This window comes from Janthinobacterium sp. BJB426 (genome assembly GCF_002735705.1).
GTDB lineage: Bacteria > Pseudomonadota > Gammaproteobacteria > Burkholderiales > Burkholderiaceae_D > Janthinobacterium.
The window spans coordinates 200699-227011 of the sequence record NZ_PDZL01000004.1 but is presented as its reverse complement, the minus strand read 5'-3'; the positions used below and the strand labels follow the sequence as shown (position 1 = coordinate 227011).

At 64.0% G+C, this 26313-nt stretch carries 24 protein-coding genes and 1 tRNA gene; 7 read left to right on the top strand and 18 right to left on the bottom strand.

Features of this window, described 5'->3' with window-relative positions; translation table 11 throughout:
* Positions 1-73 precede the first annotated feature (73 nt).
* Together argB and CSQ93_RS08825 are read left to right on the top strand one after the other, a co-directional pair.
* Positions 74-967, top strand: coding sequence for an acetylglutamate kinase (gene argB / locus CSQ93_RS08830; RefSeq protein WP_010393729.1), 894 nt, complete (start codon positions 74-76; stop codon positions 965-967).
* 65 nt (positions 968-1032) lie between these two features.
* Positions 1033-1107 (top strand) — tRNA-Thr (locus tag CSQ93_RS08825).
* A 67-nt stretch (positions 1108-1174) separates the two neighbouring features.
* Here the strand turns inward: CSQ93_RS08825 and CSQ93_RS08820 are convergent.
* Positions 1175-2044, bottom strand: a complete 870-nt coding sequence (locus CSQ93_RS08820; RefSeq protein ID WP_233516113.1) for a TraB/GumN family protein — start codon at positions 2042-2044, stop codon at positions 1175-1177.
* Positions 2045-2139: 95 nt separating this feature from the next.
* Here CSQ93_RS08820 and CSQ93_RS08815 point away from each other — a divergent pair, with 95 nt between their 5' ends.
* The 3 genes from CSQ93_RS08815 (at position 2140) to pabB (ending at position 5417) form a co-directional block, all read left to right on the top strand.
* Entirely contained in the window at positions 2140-2874 is a 735-nt protein-coding gene (locus tag CSQ93_RS08815) for an HAD-IA family hydrolase (RefSeq protein ID WP_099377733.1), read from the top strand.
* A 101-nt stretch (positions 2875-2975) separates the two neighbouring features.
* Positions 2976-3551 (top strand): nucleoid occlusion factor SlmA, encoded by a 576-nt coding sequence (gene slmA, locus CSQ93_RS08810; protein WP_034752791.1) that lies wholly within the window; start codon positions 2976-2978, stop codon positions 3549-3551.
* Between the two features lie 21 nt (positions 3552-3572).
* Positions 3573-5417 (top strand): aminodeoxychorismate synthase component I, encoded by a 1845-nt coding sequence (pabB, locus tag CSQ93_RS08805; protein WP_099377732.1) that lies wholly within the window; start codon positions 3573-3575, stop codon positions 5415-5417.
* A gap of 84 nt (positions 5418-5501) precedes the next feature.
* Here the strand turns inward: pabB and CSQ93_RS08800 are convergent, their stop codons facing one another.
* Both CSQ93_RS08800 and CSQ93_RS08795 read right to left on the bottom strand, forming a co-directional pair.
* Positions 5502-5861 (bottom strand): DUF1428 domain-containing protein, encoded by a 360-nt coding sequence (locus CSQ93_RS08800; protein WP_070258351.1) that lies wholly within the window; start codon positions 5859-5861, stop codon positions 5502-5504.
* A 115-nt stretch (positions 5862-5976) separates the two neighbouring features.
* Entirely contained in the window at positions 5977-6570 is a 594-nt protein-coding gene (locus tag CSQ93_RS08795; RefSeq protein WP_099377907.1) for a glutathione peroxidase, read from the bottom strand.
* A 181-nt stretch (positions 6571-6751) separates the two neighbouring features.
* On the opposite strand from CSQ93_RS08795, the gene CSQ93_RS08790 reads away from it, so the two are divergent.
* A complete protein-coding gene (locus tag CSQ93_RS08790; RefSeq protein ID WP_099377731.1) occupies positions 6752-7888 on the top strand; it encodes an extracellular catalytic domain type 2 short-chain-length polyhydroxyalkanoate depolymerase in 1137 nt (378 codons plus the stop codon).
* A gap of 6 nt (positions 7889-7894) precedes the next feature.
* Here the strand turns inward: CSQ93_RS08790 and gabD are convergent, their stop codons facing one another.
* The 15 genes from gabD to CSQ93_RS08715 all read right to left on the bottom strand — a co-directional run bounded on the left by gabD (position 7895) and on the right by CSQ93_RS08715 (position 24750).
* Entirely contained in the window at positions 7895-9349 is a 1455-nt protein-coding gene (gene gabD / locus CSQ93_RS08785; RefSeq protein ID WP_034783799.1) for an NADP-dependent succinate-semialdehyde dehydrogenase, read from the bottom strand.
* Positions 9350-9429: 80 nt separating this feature from the next.
* Positions 9430-10272: a PPK2 family polyphosphate kinase gene (locus CSQ93_RS08780; protein ID WP_099377730.1), complete on the bottom strand. Its 843-nt coding sequence runs from the start codon at positions 10270-10272 to the stop codon at positions 9430-9432.
* Positions 10269-10691, bottom strand: coding sequence for a CoA-binding protein (locus CSQ93_RS08775; RefSeq protein ID WP_099377729.1), 423 nt, complete (start codon positions 10689-10691; stop codon positions 10269-10271). Before CSQ93_RS08775 ends, CSQ93_RS08780 begins: the two co-directional genes overlap by 4 nt.
* A gap of 64 nt (positions 10692-10755) precedes the next feature.
* Positions 10756-11409: a bifunctional 2-keto-4-hydroxyglutarate aldolase/2-keto-3-deoxy-6-phosphogluconate aldolase gene (locus CSQ93_RS08770; protein WP_099377728.1), complete on the bottom strand. Its 654-nt coding sequence runs from the start codon at positions 11407-11409 to the stop codon at positions 10756-10758.
* Positions 11410-11422: 13 nt separating this feature from the next.
* A complete protein-coding gene (locus CSQ93_RS08765) occupies positions 11423-12319 on the bottom strand; it encodes an SMP-30/gluconolactonase/LRE family protein (RefSeq protein ID WP_416208729.1) in 897 nt (298 codons plus the stop codon).
* A 14-nt stretch (positions 12320-12333) separates the two neighbouring features.
* Complete coding sequence (gene araD, locus CSQ93_RS08760) at positions 12334-14064, bottom strand: L-arabinonate dehydratase (protein WP_099377727.1); 1731 nt, start codon at positions 14062-14064, stop codon at positions 12334-12336.
* Positions 14061-15074: a 2-dehydro-3-deoxygalactonokinase gene (locus tag CSQ93_RS08755; protein ID WP_099377726.1), complete on the bottom strand. Its 1014-nt coding sequence runs from the start codon at positions 15072-15074 to the stop codon at positions 14061-14063. The genes araD and CSQ93_RS08755 overlap by 4 nt, the downstream gene beginning before the upstream one ends.
* 84 nt (positions 15075-15158) lie before the next feature.
* Positions 15159-15932, bottom strand: coding sequence for an aldose epimerase family protein (locus CSQ93_RS08750; RefSeq protein WP_099377725.1), 774 nt, complete (start codon positions 15930-15932; stop codon positions 15159-15161).
* Positions 15929-17128, bottom strand: coding sequence for a XylR family transcriptional regulator (locus tag CSQ93_RS08745; protein WP_099377724.1), 1200 nt, complete (start codon positions 17126-17128; stop codon positions 15929-15931). The genes CSQ93_RS08750 and CSQ93_RS08745 overlap by 4 nt, the downstream gene beginning before the upstream one ends.
* A gap of 32 nt (positions 17129-17160) precedes the next feature.
* On the bottom strand, positions 17161-18303 hold the full coding sequence (locus tag CSQ93_RS08740) for a sugar ABC transporter permease (protein WP_099377723.1): 1143 nt from the start codon (positions 18301-18303) through the stop codon (positions 17161-17163).
* Positions 18300-19871, bottom strand: coding sequence for a D-xylose ABC transporter ATP-binding protein (xylG, locus tag CSQ93_RS08735; RefSeq protein WP_099377722.1), 1572 nt, complete (start codon positions 19869-19871; stop codon positions 18300-18302). The genes CSQ93_RS08740 and xylG overlap by 4 nt, the downstream gene beginning before the upstream one ends.
* A gap of 76 nt (positions 19872-19947) precedes the next feature.
* Entirely contained in the window at positions 19948-20922 is a 975-nt protein-coding gene (gene xylF, locus CSQ93_RS08730) for a D-xylose ABC transporter substrate-binding protein (protein WP_099377905.1), read from the bottom strand.
* A 91-nt stretch (positions 20923-21013) separates the two neighbouring features.
* Positions 21014-22801 (bottom strand): IlvD/Edd family dehydratase, encoded by a 1788-nt coding sequence (locus CSQ93_RS08725; protein WP_099377721.1) that lies wholly within the window; start codon positions 22799-22801, stop codon positions 21014-21016.
* Positions 22798-23565, bottom strand: a complete 768-nt coding sequence (locus CSQ93_RS08720) for an SDR family NAD(P)-dependent oxidoreductase (protein WP_099377720.1) — start codon at positions 23563-23565, stop codon at positions 22798-22800. Before CSQ93_RS08720 ends, CSQ93_RS08725 begins: the two co-directional genes overlap by 4 nt.
* A 27-nt stretch (positions 23566-23592) precedes the next feature.
* The gene (locus CSQ93_RS08715) at positions 23593-24750 is read right to left on the bottom strand and encodes a fumarylacetoacetate hydrolase family protein (RefSeq protein WP_099377719.1); all 1158 of its coding nucleotides are present in this window, start codon (positions 24748-24750) and stop codon (positions 23593-23595) included.
* 430 nt (positions 24751-25180) lie between these two features.
* Between CSQ93_RS08715 and chvE the strand changes: the two genes are divergently transcribed.
* Positions 25181-26203 carry a multiple monosaccharide ABC transporter substrate-binding protein gene (gene chvE, locus CSQ93_RS08710; protein WP_223278970.1) on the top strand — a complete coding sequence of 341 codons (1023 nt, stop codon included), beginning with the start codon at positions 25181-25183 and terminating at the stop codon, positions 26201-26203.
* Positions 26204-26313: the final 110 nt, after the last annotated feature.

Below are 26313 nucleotides of genomic sequence, written 5' to 3'. Positions count from 1 at the left end.
TTCTTCCCTGTAAAATCTCACAAATCTATTTTCCGGACTCGCCATGAATCAACTAGCTAACTTGAACCTGGACATGAATGACGACTTGACGGCGGTGTCGCCACAAATCAAGGCGCAGATTCTGGCCGAGGCCCTGCCCTACATCCGCAATTTCCATGGCAAGACCATCGTCATCAAGTACGGTGGCAATGCCATGACGGACGAACGCCTGAAGCACGGCTTCGCGCGCGACGTCATCCTGCTCAAGCTGGTCGGCATGAACCCTGTCGTGGTGCACGGCGGCGGACCGCAGATCGATAATGCGCTGAAAAAAATCGGCAAGCAAGGCACCTTCGTGCAAGGCATGCGCATCACCGATGAAGAAACCATGGAAGTGGTGGAGTGGGTGCTTGGCGGCGAAGTGCAGCAGGATATCGTCATGCTGATCAACCATTACGGCGGCCAGGCTGTGGGCCTGACGGGCAAGGATGGCGGCTTGATCCGCGCGCGCAAGATGCAGATGCCGGACCGCGAACATCCGGGCGAATTCCTCGATATCGGCTTCGTCGGCGAGATCGACGCGATCAACCCGGCCGTCGTCAAGGCGCTGCAGGACGACGCCTTCATTCCCATCATTTCGCCGATCGGTTTCGGCCAGGATGGCCAGGCCTACAACATCAACGCCGACGTGGTAGCCGGCAAGATCGCGGAAATCCTGAAAGCAGAAAAACTGATCATGATGACCAACATCGCTGGCGTCCAGGACAAGCAGGGTAACCTGGTGACAGACCTGTCGGCACGTGAAATCGACGAGATGTTCGCCGATGGCACGATCTCGGGCGGCATGCTGCCGAAGATCTCGTCCGCGCTCGACGCCGCCAAGTCCGGCGTGAACACCGTGCACATCATCGACGGCCGCATCGAACACTCATTATTGCTGGAAGTGTTGACCGAGCAGGCTTTTGGTACTATGATCCGTTCGCACTAAAAAAATCGCAATGCATCACAGCGAGTAGTTTGGCGGCGCAGATCACCTGGCGCCGCTTTTAATTTGCCCTTGTAGCTCAGTGGTAGAGCACTCCCTTGGTAAGGGAGAGGCCACGTGTTCGATCCACGTCAAGGGCACCAGTATCCTTTCCCCGCAGCTAAAAAACTGTCCATGGCGGCGTTGTCCTTCCTCGCCGTACATTCAGCGCTAATACACCCGCTCGACCTTCAAGCCCTTCTGACGCAATAGCTCCGGCACGCTTTTCGTTCCGACCAGGTGCAGCACGCCGATGGCGGCCAGGCTGGACTTTTCGCGCGCAAGCAAGTTGGCGATGCCGTCGGCCAGGGCCGGGTTGCGGCCATCTAACAACACCTTTTGCACGAACTGCGCGGCGAACGACGGGTCGGTTGCCGCTTTCGCGGCCAGCTTGTCAAAGGCGGTCGCATCGGCCGTGCGCCAGGCGTTGGCGATCTCGCGCGCTTCCTGGCTTTGTTCCTGGTCTTCGATCGACGCCACGCCGTCTTCCAGAAAGCGGCATTGATCCAGCGGCGACATGGCACCGAACAGCGCCATCTGGCCTTCCATCGATTCGAGCTCCAGCACCGGGATCTTGCGCGCCCTGGCCTGCTGCGACAGATAATTGTCGACGGCCAGGTCGGAGCGGTAGCCAAGCATGGAAAATTCGCCGATGGCCAGCATGCTGGCCAGCATCCACGGCTTCATCGGCGCCACCGACTCGGCTGGAATGCCGTATTTTTGCAACAGCGGCGCCAGGCGTGGCGCCAGGGTCTGGCGGCAGTCAGGCGGCACTTTGCTGCCCGGCGCCTCCATGCCGTATTTCAGCACGGCGCCCAGGGCGGCACGCGGATCGGCGCCCGGATCGATCTCCAGCGCCAGCGCGCCAGCCTGATGCAGCGCCTGCGTCACGGTCGGCTCGAGCGGATAAAAGTCGGGTGAGCCGACGTGGATGGTACCGAACAGATACAGGGTATGGCTGGCATCCTGCACCTTGAACAGGGCGCCCCGGTTTTGCGCCACGGGCGGCGCTTCGGCAAAGGCCGCCGGCAACGGCAGCAAGAATAATCCGCAAAACATCACTATAATCTGGCGTCGCATGGTTTTCCTGATTGTTGAATTTTTCATCCTGCTTATCATCTTGCCTAAAGACTCCTGTGCCTGTGTCCCATCTTAACCGCTCGTCGCCGGTCTGGCTGTTTGACCTCGACAACACGCTGCACAATGCCTCGCATGCCATCTTCCCCACCATCACGGCCAATATGAACACGTATATTGCCCGCGTGCTGGGCGATGGCGTCACGCCGGCCGACGACGCCATCGTCAATGCGGCGCGCGCGGCCTACTGGCGCCGCTATGGCGCCACCTTGCTGGGCATGGTCAAGCATCACCAGGTGCAAACCGCGCATTTTTTGCACGAGACGCACGCGTTCGACGATTTGCCGGCCATGATACGCGCCGAGCGGGGGCTGGGGGCTTTACTCAAGCGCCTGCCTGGCCGTAAAATTTTACTCACCAACGCGCCGCTGCGCTATTCGAGCGACGTGATGCGCCACCTGGGCTTGCGCCAGCATTTTTCACATCACGTCGCCATCGAAGCGATGCATGTGCACCGCCAGCTGCGGCCCAAGCCATCGACCCTGATGCTGCGCAAACTGATGCGCAAGCACCACATCCGCCCTGGCCGCTGCATCCTGGTGGAAGACACCCTGGCCAACCTGAAGGGTGCGAAAAAACTGGGCCTGCGCACGGCCTGGGTCACGCAATACCTGAAAATGGCCGATCCGATCGGCGTGGCGAAGTTGCCCAAGGCGTTAAATCGCCCCGCTTATGTCGATGTCAAAGTAAAATCTGTCCGGCATTTGGCACGCCGCCTTCACCGTCTGCGTTGAAGGGGACTCCTGGGCTTCCGGTTGACGCCGGAAGCCGCACCGCTAGCGGCGGTGACGGACCTCCCATCAAGGCAGCATTTTTTTTAACGACAAGAGAAAATATGGCAAGCACACCGCCGGGCCAACGCAGGCTACAAATTCTTCAGGCCCTCGCCGCAATGCTGGAGCAGCCGAAAGGCGAAAAGATCACCACTGCCGCACTGGCAGCCAGACTGACCGTGTCGGAAGCGGCCCTGTACCGCCATTTCGCCAGCAAGGCGCAAATGTTCGAAGGGCTGATCGAATTCATCGAGTCGAGCGTCTTCGGCCTGATCAACCAGATCGCGGAAAAGCACAGCGACGGCATGACGCAAACGCGCGACATCATCGGCATGCTGCTCAATTTCGCCATCAGCAATCCGGGCATGACGCGCGTATTGATCGGCGATGCGCTGGTCAATGAGGACGAGCGCCTGCAAGTGCGCATGAACCAGTTCTACGACCGCGTGGAACTGGCGCTCAAGCAGGCCTTGCGCGTGGCCGCCGCCGAAGGCCATGGCAAGGAAAGCGAAGTGGCGGCGCGCGCCACCCTGATCGTCAGCTTCGTCATCGGACGCTGGCACCGCTACGCCAAGAGCGGCTTCAAGATCAATCCCTCCCAGGAAGCGGCGCTGCAAATCGCCATGCTGCTGGGGTAAGTCACCGCTGCGGCTGTCCCCATGCACACCGACTGTTTCGCCCTGCTCGACGACGCCAGCACTCCGGGCGCCGGTTCGCGCCTGTACACGGGCCTGGCGGCAGTCTTGCAGTGCACCGAGGGGCGACAGTGGCCGGCCCTGCTTGAAGGGCTGCAAGAGGCCTTACATCGCGGCCAGTACGCCGTCAGCGTGTGCAGCTACGAGCTGGGCGCGCATTTGCTGGCCATGCCGCCGCGCGCGGCAGGTATCAACGCGCCGCCGCTGGCGCAAGTGCTCGTCTTCGAGCATTGCACGCAGCTGTCGCAGGACGAGGTGGCGCAGTGGCTGGACGAGCGCGTCAGCGCGGACGCCGCGCCGGCCGGCGTGGCCGATATCCGCGCGAACGTGGATCAGGCCGAATTCACGCAGGCACTGCACCGCATCCACGACTATATCGTGGCTGGCGACACCTATCAGGTCAACTACACGTATCGCTTGCGCTTCGATGCTTTCGGCTCGCCCCTGGCCCTGTATGCGCGGCTGCGTGCGCGCCAGCCCGTGCCCTACGGCGCGCTGGTAATGCTACCCGATGGCGGCGCCCTGCTGTCGCTGTCGCCGGAACTGTTCGTGCGCCATGCGCAGGGCGAGTTGATGGCGCGTCCCATGAAGGGCACGGCGCCGGCCGCCCCGCCTGAACAAACGGCAGAAAACGCGCGCCGCGCCGCGGCCTTGTCTGCCGATCCGAAGAACCGCGCGGAAAACCTGATGATCGTGGACCTGCTGCGCAACGATATCGGCCGCATCGCCGTCACGGGCTCCGTCAAGGTGCCGGCCCTGTTCGAGGTGACGCGCTACAGCAGCGTGCTGCAAATGACCTCCACCGTGCAGGCGCGCTTGCGCGGCGACGCCAGCCTGGCCGACATCTTCCAGGCCTTGTATCCATGCGGCTCGATCACGGGCGCGCCAAAACGCCGCACCATGGAAATCATCGCCGAACTGGAACCAGCGCCACGCGGCATCTACACGGGCGCCATCGGCTGGTTCGATCCGCCAGCCGCCGGCGCCGCCCACGCCGTGGGCGATTTCTGCATGTCCGTGCCGATCCGCACCCTGGCCTTGCAGCCGGCTGGCCCTGACGGCATCCGGCGCGGCGAGATGGGCGTGGGCGCCGGTATCGTCCTGGACAGCGACCCGCACGAGGAATTTGCGGAATGCCAGCTCAAGGCCCGCTTCCTCACGGGCCTCACGAACGACTTCGAACTGTTCGAGACCCTGCACGCCAGCCGCAACGATGGCTGCCGCCAGCAAGAGCGCCACCTGGCACGCCTGGCCGCCTCCTGCGCCTACTTCGGTTTTACCTGGGACCAAGATGCCGCCCGCGCCGCGCTGCAGACAGCCTGCGCAGCACGCCCCGATGATGTCCCGTTCCGCCTGCGCCTGGCGCTGCGCCAGGATGGCCGGTTTACGACGCAAAGCGGTGCCCTCACCGCCTTGCCGGAGACAGTCAACATCCTGCTGGCGCCCGACGCCACGACTGCCGACGACCTGTTCCTGCGTCACAAGAGCAGCGTGCGCGCGCGCTACGATGCGGCCTGGCGCGCGGCCGAAGCGCAAGGCGGCTTCGACATGCTGTTCTTTAACGAACGGGGCGAATTGACCGAGGGCGGACGCAGCAATGTCTTCGTCCGCCTGGACGGCCGCTGGCACACGCCGCCCCTGTCCTGCGGCCTGCTGCCCGGCGTGCAGCGCGCCGCCATGCTGGCCGATCCCGCCTGGAACGCGCAGGAAACCATCATCACGCGCGCCATGCTGGCGCGGGCCGATGCGATCGTCGTGTGCAATGCGCTGCGCGGGGCGCTGCCGGCACATATTATCGCTAGCGCCTGAAACCGTTCAAGGCAAGGCGCATTGCCGAAGGCAGTGCAACGGCACGACGAGGCATTGCAACGCCGCCATGGACTGTTTCAGTCGCTAGAGATCTACCTGCATCTCGTAACCGCCGTAGATCATCCGCTTGCCATCGAACGGCAGCTTGGCCGGGTCCATCATCTCGGCCAGGCGCGGGTCTTTCATGACCTTGTCGTTGATTTCATCGCGCTTGGCGCGCGACGCATACACGATCCAGGAAAACACCACCACTTCGCCATCTTGCAAGTCCACCGCCTGCGGGAACGAAGTCAGCTTGCCTGGCTTGACATCGTCGCCCACGCATTCGCGAAATTCCAGCGCGCCATATTCGCGCCAGACGGCGCCGCAACTGCGCGACATGGCCAGATAGGCATCGAGCTTGGCCTTCGGTACGGGTACCACAAATCCATCGACATACGCCATGATGTTCTCCTTGGTTGTGACAAACGCGAACAACCAGCTTAGGACAATGATGGCAAGACGACAAGCGCGGCATTAAAAAAAAGCAGGCGATCAAGCCTGCTTGCGTCTCGGCAACTTACAGCGCCAGCGCTTTTTCCACCGCGCCAACGAGTTTCTTGTCGTCCGGCGTCACCTTGCTGGGGAAGCTTTCCACCACTTTACCGTGGCGGTCGATCAGGTATTTGTGGAAATTCCAGGCCGGGGTCTTGCCCGTCTGCTTGATCAGGTCCACGTACAGCGGATTCGGCGTAGGACCGGAGACGACGGACTTCGAAAACATGGGGAACTTCACGCCATAGGTGTTGTAGCAGAAATCGGCGATTTCCTTGCTGTTGCCGGGCTCCTGCTTGCCGAAATCGTTCGACGGGAAGCCCAGTACTACCAGGCCCTTGCTGCCGTACTTGGCGTACAGCGCCTCGAGCCCTTCATACTGATTGGTAAAACCACAATAACTGGCCGTATTGACCACCAGCACGACCTTGCCCGCATACTGGCACAGGTTTTGCGGCGCTTCATCCTGCAGGCGGTTGAAAGTCTGCTTGAGGATGGCGGGGCAGGCCGCTGACGCGGCGGCAGCTGGCGCGGTGTCGGCGGCATGGGCCGGCATGGCCAGGCTGGCGCCGGCGGCAAGGGTGGTGAGCGCAAACAGCTGGGCAAGGGTCTTGGACATGAAGGGCACCATGGTTGAACGGAAAAAAACCATTCTATGTCAAACGCCGCGCGCGCGTATGAGACGGACAACAACAGCGATTGCTTGAGCGACATCAACGACGGTGCAGTACTTGCCCAAAGCACAGTTTTTTTACCTATGCTCGGCCTTCCTGTCCCTTTCCTTGCCTTCTGGAGTCGCCATGCCCTTCCCGCACCTGACCGCGCACCTGACTACACTAACCACCGCCCTGCTGGCCGCCAGCCTGCTCATCCTGGCGCCAGGCGGCGCGCACGCCGCCACGACGGCCAAGGCCGTCAAGCCCGCCACGACCAAGGACGCCCCCGCCCTGCCCGGCTACCAGGCTGACCTGAGCCAGACCACCGTGTCCGGCCTGTCCTCGGGCGGCTTCATGGCGGCGCAGTTTGCCGTCGCCTACTCGGCTACGGTGGCCGGCGCCGGCATCATCGCGGGCGGTCCGTATTTCTGCTCGGGCCAGCCGGGCCGCTTCCCCTACATCCCCTACCTGACGAATGCCCTGACCACCTGCATGAATCCCGGCAGCGCGCAGGTGGCGCCGCCCGTCGCCAGCGAATTGCTGCGCGCGGCGAACGATTTTGCGCGCGCCCGTCTCATCGACGACACGGCCAACCTGAAACGCCAGCGCGTGTATCTGTTCAGCGGAACGAAAGACCGGACCGTGACGCAGCCGGTGGTGGAGCAGGTGGGAAAATTCTATGCGCTGGCGGGCACGCCGGCCGAGCAGATCCGCTTCGTCGACAATGTCGGCGCAGGCCATGCCATCATCACGGACAACAACCAGGACAAGGCTTGCGATGTAACGGCGTCGCCCTTCATCAATGACTGCGACTTCGTGCAGGCGCGCGACATCCTGCAGCACCTGTACCCGGACCTGCAACCGTCGGCGACCACCTTGACGGGAAAGCTGATCGCCTTCAACCAGCGCAGCTTCATCCAGAACGCGTACTCGAGCATGAACAATACGGGCTACGCCTACATCCCGAAAGCCTGCGACAGCGAGAGCTGCCGCGTGCACGTGGTGTTCCACGGCTGCCTGCAAACGACGCAGGCGATCGGCGACCGTTTCTATACCAGCACCGGCTACAACCAGGTGGCGGACGCCAACAAGATCATCGTGCTGTATCCGCAAGCCGAACCGAGCCCCGTCTACCCGTACAACCCGAAAGGCTGCTGGGATTTCTGGGGCTACACCAGCATCAATCCGATCGACCCGGATTTCTACCGCAAGAGCGGCACGCAGATGGAAGCGGTCAAGGGCATGCTGGACCGCCTCGCCGCGCGCCGCGGCTCGCGTTAAGCGGCCTTAGATCCCGCCCATGCAAATGTATTTGATGACGAGATAGTCTTCGATACCGTAGGTCGACCCTTCACGGCCCAGGCCCGATTGCTTGACGCCGCCGAAGGGGGCGATCTCGTTCGAGATCAGGCCCGTGTTGACGCCGACCATGCCCGTTTCCAGGCCTTCGGCCACGCGCCAGATACGGCCGATGTCGCGCGAATAGAAGTAGGCGGCCAGGCCGAATTCCGTGTTGTTGGCCAGGGCGATCACTTCATCGTCCGTCTTGAAGCGGAACAGGGGCGCCAGCGGGCCGAAGGTTTCCTCGGTGGCCACGCGCATGTCGTTCGTCACATCGGCGATGATGGTCGGCTCGAAGAAGCCATTGCCCAGCGCATGGCGCTTGCCGCCGGCCAGCAGGCGGCCGCCCTTGCCCAGCGCGTCGGCCACGTGTTCTTCCACCTTGGCGACAGCCTTGGCGTCGATCAGCGGGCCTTGCGTGACGCCCGCCTCGATCCCATTGCCGACCTTCAGCTTGGCCACGGCGGCCACCAATTTTTCGGCAAACGCGTCATACACGCTGTCCTGTACGTACAGGCGGTTGGCGCACACGCAGGTCTGGCCCGCATTGCGGTATTTCGAGGCGATGGCGCCTTCCACAGCCGCATCCAGGTCGGCATCGTCGAAGACGATGAACGGCGCATTGCCGCCCAGTTCCAACGACAGTTTCTTGATCGTTGGCGCGCACTGTTCCGCCAGCAGGCGGCCCACCTGGGTCGAACCCGTAAACGTCAGCTTGCGCACGATGGGATTCGACGTCATTTCGCCGCCGATGTCTTTCGGCGCGCCCGTAACGATGCTGAACACGCCGGCAGGTACGCCCGCGCGCTCGGCCAGCACGGCCAGCGCCAGCGCGGAAAACGGCGTCGCTTCCGCCGGTTTCAAGACCATCGGGCAGCCCGCGGCCAGGGCCGGGCCGACCTTGCGGGTGATCATGGCGGCGGGGAAGTTCCACGGCGTGATGGCGGCGCACACGCCGATCGGTTCCTTGGTGATGACCAGGCGGCGGTCCGGCCATGGCGATTGCAGGGTGTCGCCCGCAACGCGCTTGCCTTCTTCGGCAAACCACTCGATGAACGAGGCGCCGAACTGCACTTCGCCCTTCGCTTCCGGCAGCGGCTTGCCCTGCTCGGTGGTCATGATCAGCGCCAGGTCGTCGGCGTTTTCCAGGATCAGGTCATGCCAGCGGCGCAGCACGGCGGCGCGTTCCTTGGCCGTCTTCTTGCGCCAGGCGGGCCAGGCGGCATTGGCCGCCTCGATGGCGCGGCGCGTCTCGGCTGCTCCCATCAGGGGCACCGTGCCGATATGCTCGCCCGTGGCGGGATTGCTCACATTAATCGTCTGGCCACCATCGGCATCCGCCCAGGCTCCATTCACGTAAGCCTGGTGACGCAACAAGGTAGGATCTTTCAACTGCAGCATATGGATCTCCGGTCTGGTTTGAATTATCGACGAGGGATACTATGCCACAGCGCGGCCGATTCCGCAGGCGATGCGCGGAACTACTCGACCTTGAAAGACGACAGTTTCGGGTCCGGCGCCGGGTATTCCAGCTTCATGCCCTGCAGGGTTTCCAGCAGCAGGGACGCCACCACCAGGTTGCGCTGCGTCTTGGAGTTCGATGGCACCACGTACCACGGCGCGTGGTCGGCATCCGTCTCGCGGATCGCCGTTTCATAGGCGCGCTGGTAGCCATCCCACTTCTTGCGCTGGGCGATATCGTTGGGGTCGAACTTCCACTGGCGGTCGGGATCGTCGAGCCGCTCCTGCAGCCGTCCGCGCTGCTCGTCCTTCGAGATATGCAGGAAGATTTTCAGGATGACGGTGCCTGTTTCGCTCAGCATGCGCTCGAAATCGCGGATCTGCGCGTAGCGGCGCTGGCATTCGGCCTTGTCGATCATGTCCTGCACGCGCGTGATCAGCACATCCTCGTAATGGCTGCGGTTGAAGATGGCGATCTCGCCCTTGACGGGCACGTGCTGGTGCACGCGCCACAGGTAGTCGTGCGCCAGTTCGATATCGGTGGGTCCCTTGAACGCCACGGCGCGGATGCCCATCGGGTTGATGTTGCTGAAGATCGCCTTGACCGTGCCATCCTTGCCCGACGTATCCATGCCCTGCAAGACCAGCAACAGCTTCTTTTTGTGCTGCGCATACAGCATGCTCTGGCACTCGGCGATCTGCGCCGTCAGGGCCACGGTTTCCTCGCGATCGATGGCCTTGCACTGGGCCGGCGTCAGCTTCTTGTTGGCCGCCTTGGTGGCGGCGCCCAGCAGGCGCTTGCCGGCGAAATCCTCGCTCAGGTCAAAACCCTTGCCGGCGCGAAATTGCGTGCGCGCCTTCATGCCGCCACCGCCAGCTTGCGGTGCTCGATTTTTGTGCAATGATCCATCACCACATCGAGTCCCGCCGCCCGCGCCAGTTGCGCCGCCTGCTCGTTGACGATGTCGAGCTGCAGCCACAGACAGCCGGCCTTGACGGCGATGGCTTCCTCGGCGATGGGCAGGATATCTTCCGACTTGCGGAAGCAGTCGACGATGTCGATGCGCGCCGGTGCCACCGCCGCCGCAGCCTCCGTCAGGGTGGCGTAAGCGCGCTGCCCCAGCACGTCGCGCCCGGCGAGCGCCGGATTGACGGGCAACACGCGGTAGCCATGCCGCAGCAGGTAGTCGGCCACTTCATGGCTGGCGCGTTCGGGCTTGTCGGACATGCCGACGATGGCGATGATGCGGCTGTCTTGCAGGATGCGGGCGATGTTGGACATATTCTGGTCTATGAGGCGTGCGACATTGCCCGCCTAGCGTAGCAGATTCCCGTCCCGCCGGGAGCTAGCCAGAAGACTTAGCCTTGCGCACGGCCGCCATCTTCGCCACGAAAGCTTGCGCGCGCGCCGTCACGGACGCGTAATCTCCCGTGGCGCCCGGACCACTGAGGCTGCTGCCAATGCCCACGGCCACGGCGCCGCTGGCAAACCATTCATGCAGGTTCTCCACCGTCACGCCGCCCGTCGGCATCAACGGCGCTTGCGGCAAGGGTGCCCGCAGGGCCTTGATGTAAGCGGGGCCGAACATCTCGGCGGGGAAGACCTTGACGATGTCGGCGCCGGCCTGCAGGGCCGTGACGATCTCCGTCGGCGTCATCGCCCCCGGCATGGACAGCACCTGGTAGCGCTGGCACAGCGTGATGGTTTCCACGTTGACGCTGGGTGAAATGATGAACTGGGCGCCGGCCAGGATGGCGGCGCGCGCCGTTTCCGTATCGAGCACCGTGCCCGCGCCCAGCAGCACGTCATGACCATGGCGTTCGCGCAGGGTGCGCAGCACGCCCAGGGTGTCGGGCGTGGTAAACGCCACTTCCAGCGCCGTGATGCCACCGGCGATGCACGCCTCGGCGATCTGCAGCGCCACATCGGGCGAGTCGGCGCGCACGATACCGACCATGCCCCGTGCGAGGATGCCCTCGAAAACCGTATGTTTTTGCATATGCTCTCTCTTTTCAGGCCGGCAGGGCGCCAAAGCGCACTTCCGGCAAACCGCGCACGCCCGTCTGGCGCGCGTGGAACAATCCGCCGGCCAGCGGTTCGCTCGCCAGCTGGGCCGGGGTCAAGCTCTCCTGCGCCGTCGTGACGAACAATTCGTCGTAGTGCGGGCCGCCCAGGCTCACGCAGCTGGGCTGCGAGACGGGCAGGCTGATCTTGCGCTCGACGCTGCCGTCCGGCGCGAAGCGCAAGACCGTGCCGGCGCCCCACTGCGCGCTCCACAGGTGGTCATCCGCATCGATGGTCGCGCCATCGGCGGCACCCGGTCCCGGATCGAGCACGGCAAACACGCGCACACGGCTGACGTCGCCCCCCAGGTAATCGTCCCAGCGGTAGATCGCCTTTTTCATCGAATCGCAGAAGTACATGGCCGTGCCATCGACGCTGAAGCAGATGCTGTTCGAGATGGCGATCTGCGGCAGCGGCAATCGCTCCAGCGTCAAGTCCAGGTTGAGGCGGTAAAAGCTGGCGATGGCATCGCGGCACGGACGTTCATCGAGCGTGCCGAAGACAAAACGCCCCTGGCGGTCGCAGCGGCCATCGTTCAGGCGCGTCATGGGCAAGTCCCCCTCCACCATGTGCAAGGACGTGACAGCCCCGCTACGCGCGTCAAACCAGGCCAGGCGCGAGGCCAGTCCCAGCAGCAGCACGTCGTCGCTGTCCGTCAGCGCGAAGCACGCCAGGCGCTCGGGCATGGCCCAGCTCTGGCGTTCGCCCGTGGCCAGCACCAGCGCATGCAGCTGGCAGCCTTCGATATTCGTCCAGAAAACGCGGCCGCTGCGTTCGCACCAGCGCACGCCCTCGCCGAGAAAATTTTGTGCATCGACCAGTAATTGGGCCTGTGTCCCCATCATTTTTTTCCTTGTTTTCAGTGAGATTCGCGCGGAACGGCCGAACCGCGGCAGCCGACGAGGAAATCGAGATCCGCGCCTTCATCGGCCTGCGTCACGTGCTTGATGTACATGGACTGGTAGCCGCCCTTCATGGCCGGCGGCGGTGCGCTCCACTCTTCGCGCCGGCGCGCCAGTTCGGCCTCGTCGACGTCCAGGTGCAAGCGGCGTCCGGCCACATCGAGTTCAATCATGTCGCCATCGCGCACCAGGGCCAGCGGCCCGCCCACGGCCGCTTCCGGCGCCACGTGCAGCACCACCGTGCCGTAGGCCGTGCCGCTCATGCGCGCGTCCGAGATGCGCACCATGTCGCGCACGCCCTGTTCCAGCAGTTTTTTCGGCAGTCCCATATTGCCCACTTCCGCCATGCCCGGATAGCCCTGCGGGCCGCAATTTTGCAGCACCATCACGCAACTGGCGTCGATATCGAGGGCGGGATCGTCGACGCGCTTTTTATAATGCTCGATGCTGTTGAAGACGACGGCGCGGCCACGGTGCTGCATCAGCTCGGGCGAGGCGGCGGAAGGCTTGATGACGGCGCCGCGCGGGGCCAGGTTGCCATGCAGGACGGCGATGCCGCCCTCGTCCTTGAAAGGCTGCGCCAGCGGCGTGATCACCTCGGGATTGAAATTTTCGGCTTCGGCCACGTTGACGGCCATGCTGGCGCCCGTAACGGTGAGCGCCTCGCCGTGCAATTTACCCAGCAAGTCGCGGATGATCACGGGCAGGCCGCCCGCATAGTAAAAATCCTCCATCAGGTACTGGCCCGACGGCATCAGGTTCAGCAGGCAGGGAATGTCGCGGCCCAGGCGGTCCCAGTCGCCCAGGCGCATGTCCACGCCGATGCGCCCGGCAATGGCCAGCAGGTGGATCACGGCATTGGTCGAGCCGCCGATGGCGCCGTTGACCATGATGGCGTTTTCAAACGCTTCGCGCGTGAGGATCTGCGACAGTTTCAGGTCTTCATGCACCATGTCGACGATGCGCCGGCCCGTCAGCTGCGCCTGCAGCTTGCGGCGCGCATCGACGGCGGGAATGGCCGCGTTGCCGGGCAAGGTCACGCCCAGCGCTTCCACCATGCTGGCCATGGTGGAAGCAGTCCCCATGGTCATGCAGTGGCCGGCGGAGCGCGACATGCACGATTCGGCCTGCTTGAATTCGGCGGACGTCATGCGCCCGGCCCGCACGTCTTCGGAAAATTTCCATACGTCCGTGCCCGAACCGATCGGTTTGCCGCGGTAATTCCCGTTCAACATAGGGCCGCCCGACAGCACGATGGTGGGCAAGTCCACGCTGGCCGCGCCCATCAGCAGGGCCGGGGTGGTCTTGTCGCAGCCCGTCAGCAGCACCACGCCGTCGATCGGGTTGGCGCGGATCGATTCCTCCACATCCATGCTGGCCAGGTTACGGAACAGCATGGCCGTCGGGCGCAGATTCGTCTCGCCCAGCGACATGACGGGAAATTCGACGGGGAAGCCGCCCGCCTCGAGCACGCCGCGCTTGACCATCTCGGCCAGGTCGCGGAAATGGCCATTGCAGGGCGTCAGTTCGGACCAGGTATTGCAGATGCCGATGACGGGACGGCCATCGAAGGCGTCGCTGGGATAACCCTGGTTCTTCATCCAGCTGCGGTGAATAAAACTGTCCTTGTCGTCGCCGCCAAACCACGCTTGCGAACGCAAGGGACGCTTGTTCTTGTTGCTGCTCATACTGTCTCCTGCGGGAAAATCAAGCCGCGTGCGGCGGCGATCAGCAGCGCACCGTGACCGGCCAGATAGTCTTGCTGCTGGTCGTCGACGATGATGCGCTTGCCATAAAAAAATCCGTGTTCTTCGATCAGCAGCCCGAGCGCCTGGCGCAGCATGGGTTTACCTGTAATGACGAGCGGGCTATCGGGCCGCATCTGGATGGCGGTGCTGTTGCGCAGCGCCAGCAGGTCGCCGCTGAGGACGGCGCCCATCAGGAAATTGGCCCGCTCATTGCATTCGACGGCGCTGAACTGGCCCAGCGTGCGCACGCTGAAGCAGGCGCGCGCCAGCCCCGTTTTTTGCGCCGCCGCCGCGCCGGCCAGCAGCATTTTCGGCACCAGGGTCTGGGCAAAACCGCCCTCGACCGATTGCTTGATCAGCGTGTGCTGCGTGATCGCCTGCAGCAGCTCGCCCGCGATGGTGGTGCTGCAGCCGAGGATGCGGCGCTGCTCGTCCACGCTGATCAGTTTGGTATGCGAACCGGGCATGATCAGGGTCGCCGCGCCGCGTAATTGCAGGCGCTCGAGCAGCGCGACGACTTCCGTCTCTTCGCCGCGCATCATGTCCATCGCTTCGACGTTGTGCAGGCCGACGGCGCCATGCTGGTTGCGCACGCCGGGAATCAGCCACAGGGGCTGCGCCAGCACGTCGGGCAAGTCCACCGCCTGCATGCCTTGCGCCAGCTGGGCCAGGCCCGCGGGCGCCGGCAAATGCGGCACCTCCTGCACCCCCATGGGCGATGTGATCATGCCCGAGGCCAGCGCCAGGTCCACCTCGGACGGCGCGATGCCGGCGCTGGCCAGCACGCTGGCGATGGTGTCGCGCAGCGCCTGTTTCAGCGCGCCGTTATGGCCATCGATGGCGGTATTGCGCACGCCCGTTTCCAGCTGCGCCTGGGCGACGACGACGCCTGCGCGCCACAGCAAGGTACGCGTATTGGTGGTGCCGGCATCGATGGTGAGTATGTTCATGGGCAGGTTCGCAGCGTCGGTCAGGACAAAAATAAATGAGGGAAAAACTACCCCATGGTAGAACTGCCCCGCATATCTGACCAATCACTTATTTGACATCATTGATACCGGTTCCGATATGTCAAACGCATCAATATCCTGCACACCCAAACGGTAGGCGAGCTTGAAGCGCATCACCTGTCCCGGCTGCAATTGCACGCCCTGCGCCAGCAGGGAAAAACAGCGCGCATCGGAATACAAATGGCAGCTGTCCTGGGTGCTGGAAAAACGCAAGACCCGGCCAGACGAAGGGTCGGCAACCCGCGCCGCCTCGCGCAGCTGTCCGCTGCCCGTCCAGTAAAAGTCATGCCGGAATCCCGGTAAATGCACGAGCGCGGGCCAGGCCAGGCGTGTAGCGAGCGGCGCCGGCTGGCGGAAGTCAAACGCGCTGCCCGCCACATCAAGCGGCGAGCCGTCCGCGCAGCCGCCTGGCCAAGGCCGGTAACGGTCGGCGGCCAGGCGCAGCACATGATCGCCCACGGCGGCACGGCCGCCCTGCAGGTTGAACAGGGGCGCGGCAAGCGCAAAACGGGAAAGCGTCTCAGCCGAGGCATCGCAGTCGAGCTGCAGGCTGCCATCGTCGTCGAACCGGTAGGTCAGCCGCACCGACAGGCCGTCCTGCAGCAGGCACAACCGCAAGTGGCCGTCTTCCGGCGGCGCGCACTGCCAGCCCGTGGAAGACCGCGCCGCAGGGGGCGCCGCGCCCAGCACATCGGCCAGTCGGCCATAGCGGTCGGGCGCCCACCAGGCCCGCACGCTGGCATCGTGCGCGTCGATGGCCACGCGCATGCCGCGCGCATTGCGCAGCAGATGCATCATGGCGCCTGCCCGGGCGCTGGCGGCGGCCGGCTGCGCTGCTGGAATTCGCGCGGCGTGCAACCGAGTTCGCGCTTGAAGACGGCATGCATGTACTGCACCGTGGTAAAGCCGCAACGCACGGCCACCTCGGCCACCTGTCCCGGCCCGCGCGCCAGCAATGTCTTGGCCGCATCGAGCTTGAAATGCAGGATTTCGTCGTGCACGCTGCGTCCCAGCTCGTGGCGGAAATGCGCTTCGAGCGAGGAGCGCGACACGCCCACGTAATCGGCCACCTGCTCCGTCTTGATCCCCTGGCAGGCGTACTGGCGGATGAAGTGGCGCGCCTGCATTACCTGCGGATGCTGGAAAGGCTGGTGGCGCGTGGAGGCGAGCACGTTCAGGCCGGCCGGCGGCACGAGGATGCGCGTGCCGGACAGGCGCGCGCCATTCAACATCTGGTGCAGCAAATGCGCGGCCGTGCGGCCCATTTCCTCGGTGCCCTGGATCACGGAACTCAAGGGAATACGCGTGAGCATGCGCGCCAGCGGGTCGTTGTCGATACCGATCAGGGCGACCTGCTCCGGCACGGCGATCCCCGCGTGCATGCACGCTTGCAGCAGCTGGCGCGCACGCGCGTCGCTGACGGCGATGATGCCGACGGGTTTTTCCAGGCTGTTGAGCCAAGCAATCTGCTGCTCCACCGCTTCGTCCCACGAGGGCGCACTGGTGGCGACGCCACGGTACACGTCGGCGCGCATGTGGTCGCGCTCCATGAGGGTGCAAAACGCCGTCTCGCGCTCCTGCGCCCAGCGGTTGACATCGGCCTCGGGCAGGCTGAAACAGGCGAAACGCGTCAGGCCCGCTTCCACCAGATGTTCATAGGCCAGCTTGACTATCTTGAAATTGTCGGTCGCCACGTACGGGATGCCGGCCGGGTAATCCTCGGCGCGCGCATACGAGCCGCCCACGGCCACCACCGGCAGGCGGCTGTTTGCCAGCGCCGCGCAAACGGCGGGATCGTCGAAATCGGCGATGATGCCGTCGCCCTGCCAGCGTTCGATGCCGGGCAGGCGGCAGCGAAAATCCTCTTCCAGGAACAGGTCCCACGACACGCGCGTGGTGTTCAGGTAGGCGGCGATGCCCGCGATGATGTCGCGGTCGTAGATCTTATTCCCGTTAAACAGCAGCGCGATCCGGTGCGCGGTCGGCATCTTCATGGTGTCTCCTCCCGTGCCAGATCGTTTCACGGCTATCTACGCCCCGCTCGCGTGCTGACATCGACCCACACGGCCAAAGTGAGGATACTGCCTTTCACGATCATCTGCCAGTAGGTGTCCACGTCCAGCATGGACATGCCGTTATCGAGGCTGGCCATGACCAGCGCGCCAATCAGGGCGCCGTACACGGTGCCCGAGCCGCCGCGCATCGAGGTGCCGCCGATGAAGCAGGCGGCGATGGCATCGAGTTCGCTGAAGGTGCCGGCCGAGGGTGAACCGGCCGCCAGGCGGCCCGTGTTGATCAGGCCAGCCAGCGCGCACATCAGGCCCATGATGCCGAAGATCCACAGCTTGACGGCTTTCACGTTGATGCCGGACAGGCGCGTCGCTTCCATATTGCTGCCGACGGCGTAGATGCGGCGGCCGAACACGGTCTGGCTGGTGATATAGCTGAACAGTCCCAGCAAGGCCAGCAGCAACAGCACGGGCAGCGGGATGCCTTCATAGCCGTTCAGGGTTTGCACAAAGGCATACAGCACGGCGCCGATGACGGCCAGGCGCAAGCCGTCGGCCCAGGCCGCCGTCTGCGGCAAGCCATGCTGCGCACGGCTGGCGCGCGCGCGCCACGTCAGGAAGGCGGCCAGCAGGAACAGGCCGATGCCCAGCACGATGCCGGGCACCGCGGGCAGGTAGCCTTGCCCCAGGTAGACCATCGGCTCGGAAACGGGCGCGATCGTGATGCCGCCCGTGATGCCCAGCAGGATGCCGCGGTATGCGAGCATGCCGCCCAGGCCCACGATGAAGGAGGGGATACCCCGGTACGCAGTCAGGTAGCCATTCAGGAGGCCGATCACCAGGCCGCAGCCCAGTACGGCCGCCAGATTCAAGGCCAGCGGCCAGTGCTGCGTCACGTCCAGCACGGCGGCGATACCGCCGAGTAGCCCCAGCAGGGAACCGATCGACAGGTCGATCTCGCCGGCGATAATCACCAGCACCATGCCGCAGGCGAGGATGCCGGTAACGGACATCTGGCGCAGCAGGTTCGACAGGTTGCGCGGCGTGAGGAAACTGCCCTCCGTCTTCCACGAAAAGAAGGCCCAGATCAAGGCGACCGCGATCAGCAGGGCCAGCATCTTGTATTGGGTGAACAGCTGTTTGATACTGTGCGGTTTCATGCTGCGGTTTCCTTGTTTGCGGGGTTGGCGGCGGGTGCCGGGCGCTGGTCGAGCGCCGCCGCCAGCACGGTTTCCTGGCTCAGGCCATCGTTGATAAAGTCGCCGCGCAGGCGGCCTTCGCCCATCACCAGCACGCGGTCGGACACGCCCAGCACTTCGGCCAGTTCCGACGAGACCATGATGATGGCCACGCCCCGGTCGGCCAGGGCCAGCATCAATTTGTAGATTTCATATTTGGCGCCCACGTCCACGCCGCGCGTGGGTTCGTCGAGAATCAGCACGCGCGGGCGCGTCAGCAGCATCTTGGCCAGCACGGCCTTTTGCTGGTTGCCGCCCGACAGGCTCGTAATGGGCAGCGACGGGCTGGCCGCCTTCAGTTCCAGCTGCGCGATCTCGCCACGCACGGCCGTCAATTCCGCCTCGCCATCGATGCGCGTGGCGCGCGCGAATTCCTCCAGCACGGCCAGGGTGATGTTCTGCCCCACGTCGAGGTCGGGCACGATGCCGTGGTGCTTGCGGTCTTCCGGCACCATGGCCAGGCCCATGGCAATGGCTTTTTGCGGCGAGCGGGTATCGATCTTGCGGCCATCGAGCCACACCTCGGCCTGGCATGGCCCCTGGTAGGCGCCGAACAGGGCCGACACGAGCTCCGTGCGCCCCGCCCCCACCAGACCGGCGATGCCAAGGATCTCGCCCTTGCGCAGGGTGAACGACACATCGTCGACCCGCTTGCGCTGCGGGTTGTCGGCATCGATGCACGTCACGTGGCGCGCCTCGAACAGCACTTCGCCGATAGGCGCCGGCTGCACGCGCTGCGGGTACAGCTGGCTCATTTCGCGGCCCACCATCTGCGCGATGATGCGCTCGACGTTCATCTGCGCCATCGGCGTGGTGGCGATATGCTTGCCGTCGCGGATGACGACGATGGTGTCGCAGATGGCCGCGACTTCATCGAGCTTGTGCGAAATGTAGATGCAGGTGACGCCCTTGGCCTTCAACGCGCGCAGGATATCGAGCAGCACGGCGATTTCCGACGCCGTCAGCGACGACGACGGCTCGTCGAGGATCAGCAAGCGCGCATTCTTGTTGAGCGCCTTGGCGATTTCCACCAGTTGCTGGTGGCCGCCGCCGTAATTCATCACGGACTGCGCCACGTTCAGTTCGGGAATTTTCAGTTCGCGCAGCAGCTCGTCGGCGCGCTTGTACATGGCCGCGTAATGCATGCGCCCGCCGGGCAGGGTCAGCTCGCGGCCCATGAAGATATTCTCGGCCACGGACAGCTGCGGCACCAGCATCAGTTCCTGATGGATGATGATGATGCCCGCGTCTTCCGTGTCGCGGATCGATTGCGCGCGCAGGGGCTGGCCCTCCCACAGGATCTCGCCCTCCCAGGTGCCGTGCGGGTACACGCCGGACAACACCTTCATCAGGGTCGACTTGCCGGCGCCATTCTCGCCGCACAAGCCGATGCACTCACCGGCCCGCACCTGCAGGTCGATGCCGTCAAGCGCGCGGACACCGCCAAACTGTTTGACGATGCCTTTCATTTCAAGCAGATATTCAGACATCTGAGCTCACATTCAGTCACCAGGAAGGAGTAGGTCGGGTTAGCGCGCAGCGCGTAACCCGACATCAAGCGGGTGATCAATTACCCAGCTGCGCCTTGGTATAGAAGCCGTCATCGACGAGAATGTTCACATTCGCCTTGGTCAGCGGCGTAGGCTTCAGCAGTACCGTGCTGACCTTTTTCAGGCCGTTGTCATAGCTGGAGTTGTAGGCCGGCTTTTCATTGCGCGCCAGTTGCACGGCCAGCTTGGCCGCTTCGGCAGCGATGGTTTTCAACGGTTTGTAGACCGTCATCGACTGCGTGCCGGCGATCACGCGCTTCACCGCCGCCAGATCGGCATCCTGGCCCGAGACCGGCACCTTGCCGGCCAGCTTTTGCGCAGCCAGGGCCTGGATGGCGCCACCGGCCGTGCCGTCATTGGAGGCGACGATGGCGTCGATCTTGTTGCCGTTGGCCGTCAGCGCGTTTTCCACGATGGACAACGCTTCGGTGGCGCTCCAGTCCTTCACCCACTGCTGGCCGACGATCTTGATGTCGCCCTTGTCGATGAACGGTTTGAGTACCTTCATCTGGCCTTCGCGCAGCATCTTGGCGTTGTTGTCGGTCGGCGAGCCGCCCAGCAAATAGTAATTACCCTTCGGCTGCAGCTTGGTCACGCCTTCGGCCTGCATCTCGCCCACTTTCTCGTTGTCGAACGAGATGTACGCGTCGATATCGGCGTTCAGAATCAGGCGGTCATACGACAGCACCTTGATACCGGCCTTTTTCGCTTCCTTGACGGTGTTGTTGAGGACAGTGGCGTTGAACGGCACGATCACCAGCACGTCAACGCCGCGCGAGATCAGGTTTTCGATTTGCGAAATCTGACGCTGCTCGCTGGCGTCGGCCGATTGCACGAAGACCTTGGCGCCCTGCTTCTCGGCGGCGGCGATGAAGAAATCACGGTCGCGCGTCCAGCGCTCTACGCGCAGGTCGTCGATAGAGAAGCCGATTTTCGGGTTTTTCGCATCGGCCAGGGCGGCGCTGCTGCTCAATGCCAGCATGGCGGTCATGATGGCTGCACTGATGATCTTGTTCATTGTGTGTCTCCTTGTGGATTTTATTAACTACGTTTTTTCACTACGGGTGTTGCGGCTTCAAAAATCAATGATTGTGGCGTGGCAGGGTCTGTCCCACGGCGCGGTATTTCAGCGCCAGCTCCATGCAGGCGCCCGTTTCCAGCTGGCCCACGCTGGCGCGGTAGATTTCCTGCCACGGCGTGGCGCTGTCGTTGACAGGCGGCGGCAGTTCCTGGGCGCGGCGTGCCAGTTCGTCTGCATCGACCAGCATGTCGCACCGGCCCGCGCTCAAGTCCACCCGGATGATGTCGCCCGTGCGCAGCAGCGCCAGGCCGCCACCCACGGCGCTCTCGGGCGAGGCGTTCAGGATCGAGGGACTGTCCGAGGTACCCGACTGGCGCCCGTCACCCAGGGTCGGCAGGTTCAGAATTCCCGCCTTGAGCAAGGCATCGGGCGGCTGCATGTTGACCACTTCGGCCGAACCGGGCCAACCCACGGGACCTGCACCGCGCATGACCAGCATGCAGCTGTCGTCGATATTGAGCGCCGGGTCGTTGATGCGCGCGTGGTAGTCGCTTGAACCGTCAAAGACGATGGCCCGCGCCTCGAACACGCCTTTGCTGCCGGGACGCGACAGGTAGCGCTCGCGGAAAGCGGGCGAGATCACGCTGGTCTTCATGATGGCGAAGTCGAACAGGTTGCCCTGCAAGGCCATGAAACCGGCCTTTTCCTTCAGCGGCGCGGCAAACGGGCGGATCATCTCGCGGTCCGCGCTCTCGCGGCCCGCCAGGTTCGCCGCCATCGTCTGGCCCGTCACCGTCAACCGGTCCGCGTGCAGCAAGCCCGCCTGCTGCAGCTCCCACATCACGGCCGGCACGCCGCCGGCCCGGTGGAAGCGCTCGCCCAGATACTTCCCGGCCGGCTGCATGTTCAACAGCAGCGGCACGTCGTAGCCGTGCGCCATCCAGTCGCTCGAGTGCAGTTCCACGCCCGCATGGCGCGCCATGGCCATCAGGTGCGGCTGGGCGTTGGTGGAACCGCCGATGGCCGCGTTGACGATGATGGCGTCCAAAAACGCTGCGCGCGTGAGGATGCTCGACGGGCGCACATCGTCATGCGCCATGCCGACGATGCGGCGCCCCGTTGCATAGGCGATCTGGCCCCGTTCGCGATACGGCGCGGGGATGGCCGAGCAGCCCGTCAGCGACATGCCCAGCGCTTCGGCCAGCGCATTCATGGTCGATGCCGTGCCCATGGTGTTGCAGTGGCCGGCCGACGGCGCCGAGGCGGCGGCGATCTGCAGGAATTTGTCATTGTCGATCAGGCCGGCGGATAGCTGGCGGCGGCCCTTCCAGATGGCGGCGCCGGAGCCCACCAGTTCGCCGTCCATCCACCCGTCGAGCATGGGACCGCCCGACAGCACGATGGCGGGGATGTCCACCGTGGCGGCGGCCATCAATTGGGCCGGCGTCGTCTTGTCACAGCCCGTCGTCAGCACCACGGCGTCGATCGGATAGCCATGCAGGATTTCCACCAGGCCCAGATACGCCAGGTTGCGATCCAGCGCGGCCGTGGGACGGCGGCAATTTTCAAAAATCGGGTGCAGCGGGAATTCCATCGGGACGCCGCCCGCATCGCGGATGCCGTCGCGCACGCGCTGGACCAATTCCAGGTGGATACGGTTGCAGGGGCTGATATCGCTGCCGCTTTGCGCGATACCGATGATGGGCCGGCCCGAGCGCAGCTCCTCGGCCGTGATACCGTAGTTCATGAAGCGCTCCAGGTACAGCGCCGTCATGTCGATATGGTCGGGATTGTCGAACCAGTCCTGCGAGCGGAAGCGCCGCGCCTTGGGTTGGGCGGGAATGCTCATGCGCCGTACCAGCCTGCGTCGACGTAGTACTCGCGTCCGGCGCACTTGGCCGCATTGTCCGACGCGAGGAACAGCGCCAGCGCCGCCACGTCTTCCGGCTCCACGCGCAGCTGCAGGCATTGTCCCTGAAGGATCACGGCTTCCGCTTCCGGCGTATGCCACAGCTTTTCCTGGCGCGGCGTGCGCACGGCGCCGGGAATGATGCAGTTGACGCGGATGCCGTCGACACCGAGGTCGCGCGCCAGGCCGCGCGTCAGGCCCTCGATGCCGGCTTTGGCCGTCATGTAGATCGACAGGCGCGCTTGCGCCAGGTGCCAGGAAATCGATCCCAGGTTGAGAATCACGCCACCGCCCTTGGCGCGCATGGCGGGCGCCACTGCCTGAGCGCAGAAATACTGGTGGCGCAGGTTGACGGCCATGCGCTCGTCCCAGTAGGCGGGCGTGACGTCCTGCAGTTCGTGGCGGTCGTCATTGGCCGCGTTGTTGATGAGGATATCCGTGGTGCCCGCGCTGTGTTCGATCTCGGCGAAGGTGGCGGCCAGGACGGCCAGATCCGTCAGGTCGCAATAGCGGAAAACGGGCGGCTGCGGCAGGTGGGCCAGCTTTTCCTGCAGCGCCAGCGACGCCTCGCGGGCGATGTCGAGAAAAGTGACGTGGGCGCCCTGGCGCGCGAACGCCTCGACGATGGCCACGCCGATGCCGGTGCCGCCGCCCGTGATGACGACGCGCTTGCCAGACAGGCTTGGGTAAGTTGCATGCTGCATGGTGTCTCTCTTTTTAAAATAATCGGATCAAAGCAAACCGCGTTTGGCCAGGTTCTGGTACAGCGCGCGCACGCCGAACGTCCAGGGAGTAATCGCATCGCAGCGCTGCACTTCGTTGACCAGCGCGCCCAGCGAAGCGCTGGCAATGGTGACCCGGTCGCCCAGGTGGTGCGTAAAGCCGCCGCCCTGCGCGCCGCGGTCCTTCACGGGCGAGAACATGGTCCCCAGGAACAGCATGAAGCCGTCCGGATACTGGTGGTACTGGCCTGCCGTCTGGCGCACCAGGTCGAGCGGGTCGCGGCTGATCTCGCGCATGAAGCTGGCGCCTTCAAGCACAAAGCCGTCGTCCGCGCCTTCGATCAGCAGCGACACTTCCGCCTGGCGCACGGTGTCGAGCGTGAAGTGTTCGTCAAACAGGCGGATGAAGGGGCCGATGGCGCAGGAGCCGTTGTTGTCCTTGGCCTTGCCCAGCAAGAGGGCGCTGCGCCCTTCGATATCGCGCAGGTTGACGTCGTTGCCCAAGGTCGCCCCCAGCGCCTCGCCGCGGCTGTTGACGGCCAGGACGATCTCCGGCTCCGGGTTGTTCCAGGCGGACGAAGGCAGCAAGCCCACCTGCGCGCCGCAGCCCACCGACGACATCGGCTGCGCCTTGGTAAACACTTCCGCATCGGGGCCGATACCCACTTCCATGTATTGCGACCAGGCGCCGCGCTGCTGCAGCTGCTGTTTCAGGCGCTGCGCCGCGTCCGAACCCGGTTTCAGGGCGGACAAGTCGCCGCCCAGGGTCGTTTGCAGGGCGGCGCGCAGGCTCGCCGCACGTGCCGCGTCGCCACCGGCCTGTTCTTCGATCACCCGTTCGAGCAGGCTGACGGCGAAAGTCACGCCGCATGCCTTGACGGCCTGCAGATCGCACGGCGCCAGCAGCAGCTCGCCTGCCGGTGCGGCCAGCGCCTGCTCCAGCAGGGCCTGCACGGAGCCAAGCGCGATGCCGGGTGCATGGCGGGCGATATCGAGCGCATCGCTGCGCTCGAACAGCTCGGCCACCGTCGCTACCGTCTGCGTGATGTCGACCACCTCGCCGCCGCGCACGGCGACGACGCAGGGGCCGTCACGCCAGATGCGGCCAACAAGGAGGGCCTGCGCCAGGTCGGCGGGCAACAGGGAGGCGGGTGAAATCGGCTGCATGGCAAGCTTTCAAAGGAGCGTGATGGGAAGGCAATTGGTCAAGTTCGGAGCGATTCTGCGCGCCACCCTGTGCCGCCGCAATTACGAAAATCACCAAATTGAATGATGATTATTGGTATTGCAGTGCACCAAAAAAAGCCGCCGCCCGGCCCCCGTTTCGGCCCTGCCAGCAGGTGGAAAGCGGTGTCATGGCGCATTGCATCAATTGAGTCATCGATATCGTTTTGGATATCGGCTATGCAAAAAAAGTGATTGGTGAGGGATGGATGGACAAACTAGTATCAGCCGTGGCCTGCAATCGGCCATCCGCACGGAGCCCGCCCACTGGGACGACGGCCCTGGCACATTCAACTATCGAAGACGGTGGAGACCTGAAATGAAAACAACAATGAAAATGCTGACCGCGAGCCTGGCGCTGGCCATCTCCGGCATGGCGGTAATGCCCGTGGCAAGCGCCGCCGACAAGGGCGCGATCGGCATCTCGATGCCGACCAAGTCGTCCATGCGCTGGATCGCCGATGGCGACAACATGGTCAAGGTATTCAAGGAGCGCGGCTACAAGACGGACCTGCAGTTTGCCGACGACGATATCCCGAACCAGCTGGCGCAGGTGGAAAACATGATCACCAAGGGCGCCAAGGTGCTGGTGATCGCCGCCATCGACGGCACCACCTTGTCGAACGTGCTGCAAAAGGCGGCCGACAAGGGCATCAAGGTCATCTCGTATGACCGTTTGATCCGCGGCACGAAAAACATCGATTACTACGCCACCTTCGACAACTTCCAGGTCGGCGTGCTGCAGGCGGGCTATATCGAATCGGCGCTGAAACTCAAGGAAGGCAAAGGCCCGTTCAACATCGAACTGTTCGGCGGCTCGGCCGACGACAACAATGCGCACTTCTTCTACAACGGCGCCCTGTCGGTGCTCAAACCGTACATCGACAGCGGCAAGCTGGTGGTGCGCTCGAAGCAGATGGGCATGGAAAAGGTCGCCACCCTGCGCTGGGATGGCGCCGTGGCGCAAGCCCGCATGGACAACCTGCTCAGCGCCTACTACGGCAATGCGCGCGTCGATGCCGTACTGTCGCCATATGACGGCTTGAGCATCGGCATCCTGTCCTCGCTCAAGGGCGTCGGCTACGGCACGCCGAAACAGCCGTTCCCCGTCGTGACGGGCCAGGATGCGGAAATCCCGTCGGTGAAATCGATCATCCGCGGCGAACAGGCATCGACCGTGTTCAAGGACACGCGCGAACTGGCCAAGGTGACGGCAAACATGGTCGACGCGATGATGAGCGGCAAGACGCCAACCGTCAACGACACCAAGACCTATAACAACGGCGTCAAGGTGGTGCCATCGTACCTGCTCAAACCCGTCACCGTCGACAAGGCGAACTGGAAGCAGGTGCTCGTCACCGGCAGCGGCTACTACACGGAAGCGCAAGTGAAATAAGCAATCAAGGTACTGAAGGCCCGGCGCTGCCGGGCCTTTCGCTTCATGCACGATCAAGAACAAAACTGCCGCACGACCGGCGCCGACCAGCGCGGCCGTGCCAGAGAGGT

Coding starts and splice junctions, on each gene's coding strand:
- argB (WP_010393729.1), top strand. CDS start 74: ATGAATGACGACTTGACGGCGGTGTCGCCACAAATCAAGGCGCAGATT.
- slmA (WP_034752791.1), top strand. CDS start 2,976: ATGGCAAGCACACCGCCGGGCCAACGCAGGCTACAAATTCTTCAGGCC.
- pabB (WP_099377732.1), top strand. CDS start 3,573: ATGCACACCGACTGTTTCGCCCTGCTCGACGACGCCAGCACTCCGGGC.
- CSQ93_RS08800 (WP_070258351.1), bottom strand. CDS start 5,861: ATGGCGTATGTCGATGGATTTGTGGTACCCGTACCGAAGGCCAAGCTC.
- CSQ93_RS08795 (WP_099377907.1), bottom strand. CDS start 6,570: ATGTCCAAGACCCTTGCCCAGCTGTTTGCGCTCACCACCCTTGCCGCC.
- CSQ93_RS08790 (WP_099377731.1), top strand. CDS start 6,752: ATGCCCTTCCCGCACCTGACCGCGCACCTGACTACACTAACCACCGCC.
- gabD (WP_034783799.1), bottom strand. CDS start 9,349: ATGCTGCAGTTGAAAGATCCTACCTTGTTGCGTCACCAGGCTTACGTG.
- CSQ93_RS08780 (WP_099377730.1), bottom strand. CDS start 10,272: ATGAAGGCGCGCACGCAATTTCGCGCCGGCAAGGGTTTTGACCTGAGC.
- CSQ93_RS08775 (WP_099377729.1), bottom strand. CDS start 10,691: ATGTCCAACATCGCCCGCATCCTGCAAGACAGCCGCATCATCGCCATC.
- CSQ93_RS08770 (WP_099377728.1), bottom strand. CDS start 11,409: ATGCAAAAACATACGGTTTTCGAGGGCATCCTCGCACGGGGCATGGTC.
- CSQ93_RS08765 (WP_416208729.1), bottom strand. CDS start 12,319: ATGATGGGGACACAGGCCCAATTACTGGTCGATGCACAAAATTTTCTC.
- araD (WP_099377727.1), bottom strand. CDS start 14,064: ATGAGCAGCAACAAGAACAAGCGTCCCTTGCGTTCGCAAGCGTGGTTT.
- CSQ93_RS08755 (WP_099377726.1), bottom strand. CDS start 15,074: ATGAACATACTCACCATCGATGCCGGCACCACCAATACGCGTACCTTG.
- CSQ93_RS08750 (WP_099377725.1), bottom strand. CDS start 15,932: ATGATGCATCTGCTGCGCAATGCGCGCGGCATGCGCGTGGCCATCGAC.
- CSQ93_RS08745 (WP_099377724.1), bottom strand. CDS start 17,128: ATGAAGATGCCGACCGCGCACCGGATCGCGCTGCTGTTTAACGGGAAT.
- CSQ93_RS08740 (WP_099377723.1), bottom strand. CDS start 18,303: ATGAAACCGCACAGTATCAAACAGCTGTTCACCCAATACAAGATGCTG.
- xylG (WP_099377722.1), bottom strand. CDS start 19,871: ATGTCTGAATATCTGCTTGAAATGAAAGGCATCGTCAAACAGTTTGGC.
- xylF (WP_099377905.1), bottom strand. CDS start 20,922: ATGACCGCCATGCTGGCATTGAGCAGCAGCGCCGCCCTGGCCGATGCG.
- CSQ93_RS08725 (WP_099377721.1), bottom strand. CDS start 22,801: ATGAGCATTCCCGCCCAACCCAAGGCGCGGCGCTTCCGCTCGCAGGAC.
- CSQ93_RS08720 (WP_099377720.1), bottom strand. CDS start 23,565: ATGCAGCATGCAACTTACCCAAGCCTGTCTGGCAAGCGCGTCGTCATC.
- CSQ93_RS08715 (WP_099377719.1), bottom strand. CDS start 24,750: ATGCAGCCGATTTCACCCGCCTCCCTGTTGCCCGCCGACCTGGCGCAG.
- chvE (WP_223278970.1), top strand. CDS start 25,181: ATGGCGGTAATGCCCGTGGCAAGCGCCGCCGACAAGGGCGCGATCGGC.